The organism is Treponema sp., from assembly GCF_045657965.1.
Lineage (GTDB): Bacteria > Spirochaetota > Spirochaetia > Treponematales > Treponemataceae > Treponema_D.
This window is the reverse complement of record NZ_JAZOUG010000159.1, coordinates 1-3,306: the sequence shown is the minus strand read 5'-3', so window position 1 is coordinate 3,306 and position 3,306 is coordinate 1. Positions and strand designations below refer to the sequence as shown.

Sequence of the window (3,306 nt, the reverse complement as noted above, 5' to 3'; positions counted from 1 at the left end):
TCTTCTTTCCGGCGAAAAACTTGAACTTGTGTGCAAAGTCGTTCAAAAACTCAATCTTTCTCCAATCGAAGAAAAATCGCTGATTAAACGCAATTTTGACATTCATGAAGAAGGAATGGCAGAAAAACTCCTCGGCGAATTGAGTAAAATCTTAAGAATCACACTTTCAAAAAAGAACAAAGAATATGCTTTTGTGGCATTGTTCACCGACGGAAGGGGAACCTACTGGTTTAAGATGAGCCGTGGATTTGCAACAGCCTTAAACGAAAGCCTTTCAAGCCTTGAAACTCTCGTTGACGAAAACGTAGATTTTTCTGTAGACGGCAAAGAGCGAATCAATGCCGTTTACAGAATGTTGAACGGACTTTACGAGTAAAAGTGCATAAAAAAACCGCCAGCTTTTGGCGGTTTATAGTTTGCCTCTCATCGGCTTTGCGACGGGCAATTAATGTAATCCTGCATATCCGCAGGTGGAGTGAATGTAATTACAAGACCCCTGAGGAGTCAGATCTTTTTGTCGGAAATTGCATTACGCCTCCTTTCGTGCAGCGGTGTGCGTCCTCATCTCGCTCCTGTCTACAATTAAATATTATCACACAAATACCAGAATGCAAGCTTTTTTTTCAAAAATTTGCAAAAAAATTACATTTTTTTTGTATTTTCTCCTGCTTTCCGCTCGTTTTCCTTCTGTTCAGTCTGCTTTTCCAAATCCCGTCCTAAAAGACGTGCGGCTTTAATCGCAAGCTGATTTTTATTTTTTGCATTAAGGTCTGCTTTATCAGCAAGTTCATTTACTGCATCATTACAGTTTGAATAACGGCCTTTTGACCAGATTTCAAGACCTGTTCCGATTGTTGTACTGTCTTTATTCGTAATAAACTCCAGCGCTACTTCTGAGAAGGCAGAATTATCATATTTTGCCATTTCTTTTCCAAGAGCATAGCGAAGCTGCTTTCGTTTATCATCTTTTAATGTTTCTTTTGTAAGTTCAACGATTTCAGAAATTCCCCTTCCTTCTTCAAGAAGAATTTTTGCAACTCTAGATTTTTGTCCGTCTGGAACTTTTTTTTCTGTAATCTGAGAAAGAAGGTAATCATTTCCTCTGGAAGTGTTAAGTTTTGCAAGAGCTGCAATTGAATCATTTTTTACGGCCTGAACAGGATCTTTTTTTGCCCTGTAAATCAGATATTCATCAGCTTCCTTTACATCATTTTCTTTAATTGCAGTGATTGCTTCCTGCCGTACTTTGTAATGACTGTCTTTTAAGCCCTGAATCAGAATATCATTGGCTTCTTTATTTTTATAATGGGCAATTCCCTTTATTACATACTGGCGCAGGTTTGGATTTTCACTTTCAAAAAGCTCTGCTAAAATTTCCTGACCTTCTGGATTTTGCATAGCACCGATTGCTTCTGCACTGTACATTCGGACAAAAGCATTTTCATCAGCATCCTGAGCATATTCAACAAGTTTATCATAGGTTTCAACGGCATTAAGCTGTCCTAAAACTCGGACAAGGCTCTGTCTCTGGGCAACAGTTAAATCATCACGCTCAAGAAATTCTGTAATATAAAGTGCTTCCTGACTTCCACCGATTTTTCCAAGTGTTTCAAGTGCACCGGAAAAGTATTCTTCATTATCACTTTCAAGCAGCGTAATTACAGCAGGAACAGCTTCTTTTGTTTTTGCCATCTGAATGTAAGAAAAGCATGCATTAACTGTAGAAGTTTTTTCTTCATAAGGATCGTTTAAAATCATGACTGCATAATCTTCAAGACAGGGATCTTCGACTGTTTTAAAAAAGAAAAGAATTTTTTCCCTGATGGATACAGATTTTGTTTCCTGAAAAAGATCGTAAACTTCATTCATAAAACGCACATCTTTATTTTTAGTCATCGCATCCAAAAGTTCAGCAATATCTTCTTCAAGACCAAATTTAAGGATTTCGGCGTTTTTTTCGTTTGCTTCCGGGTCTGTGTTATTAAGATCAGCCACTTTTGCAGAATCCGGTGCTTTGGGCCGTTTTGACGAAGGAACATCACTCACACCTGCAAGCTGTTCTGCCAGCGATTTCTTTTTACCGTAAGATTCAGAAACAGCAGCTCCTGAGACAACATCAAAATCAGAAGCGTTTTCATTTTCTACAGAAGTTTCCTGAGCCGGAACTAAAAAAGCAAATAGCATTATCGATAAAAACAAAAGACTTCGTTTCATATAAACTCCAATATGTATAAACCACAGATTACACAGATAGACACAGATTTTTTTTATTATCGGCAAAAATAAACACAATTTCGACACATTTCTGCCACAATTGCTGATTAAAATCTCCTTATCAGAAACAAAGCCCTCAACTGAAGAAGGCATTTAAGGAGAACACTATGAAAAAACTTTCACCACTTACAGTCAAATTATTTGGAATCGGATTTATCGTACTGCTGCTTTTAATCGGCAATGTTCTGATAAATTCAAAACTTGAAGACAGGGAATATTCCTATCACCAGGCACTTAACAGCATTGAAACGGCAGCCGGAGGAAAATTCAATTCTGAAGGACCTTACATCGCTGTTCCTTATGAAGCTGATGAAGTTGAAGAATTTAACAATAAAACAACGACAAGAAAAGTTACCCGATACTATTACATTCACCCGGAAAGCCTCAGATATGAAACTGATTTGACATCAGAAAAAAGAACTGTAGGAATCTATTCTGCACCTGTATTTAAAGGAAGCGTAAAGATTCTGGCAGACTTCAAAATTGATAAAAATTTCTCAAAAATTTACAGTCCAGAAAATGCATTTATTATCCTGAAAATTTCAGACCGTTCACTCCAGAATAAGCCGGTTTATAAAATCAACGGAAAAAATGTTGAAACTCATCTTACTTCCGGAATTAATCTTTCAGGTCTTACAGGAAACATAAATCTTGAAAAAGGAAACTATCACTTTGAGACAGAATTAAAGATTCACGGCTCAACCACATTTTCAGTTGATGTAAGTGCAGCAGACACTTTCCTTTCTGTAAAATCTGACTGGTCTTCCCCTGGCTTTACTCGATTTGACTATCTTCCAGACAGCCGCATAATCACCAAAGACGGATTTGAAGCAGAATGGACTCTTCCTTTTGCAGCTGATAACGAAAATCATAAAATCGGATTTGACTTTGTTGACCCGGTAAATGTCTATCAGAAACTTGACAGGGCTGTTTCCTACGGATTTCTGTTCATAATCGTGCCGTTCATTGTTCTTTTTATGTTTGAAGCTCTTGCAAAAGTCAATCTTCACGCTGTACATTATCTTTTGAGCG

The 3,306-nt window shown here is 37.5% G+C and carries 2 protein-coding genes and 1 pseudogene; 2 read left to right on the top strand and 1 reads right to left on the bottom strand.

What is annotated here, in order from left to right; genetic code table 11:
- Positions 1–376: pseudogene (locus ACKI5B_RS05700) on the top strand (ATP-dependent RNA helicase); the annotation flags it as partial.
- 266 nt (positions 377–642) lie between these two features.
- Here the strand turns inward: ACKI5B_RS05700 and ACKI5B_RS05695 are convergent.
- The gene (locus tag ACKI5B_RS05695) at positions 643–2,214 is read right to left on the bottom strand and encodes a HEAT repeat domain-containing protein (protein ID WP_407426699.1); all 1,572 of its coding nucleotides are present in this window, start codon (positions 2,212–2,214) and stop codon (positions 643–645) included.
- 167 nt (positions 2,215–2,381) lie between these two features.
- Here ACKI5B_RS05695 and ACKI5B_RS05690 point away from each other — a divergent pair.
- Positions 2,382–3,306 (top strand): inner membrane CreD family protein (locus ACKI5B_RS05690; RefSeq protein WP_407426697.1); only part of this gene is annotated, 925 nt, incomplete at its 3' end.

Excerpts from the sequence above, each read along its gene's own strand:
- ACKI5B_RS05695 (WP_407426699.1), bottom strand. The coding sequence starts at position 2,214 with ATGAAACGAAGTCTTTTGTTTTTATCGATAATGCTATTTGCTTTTTTA.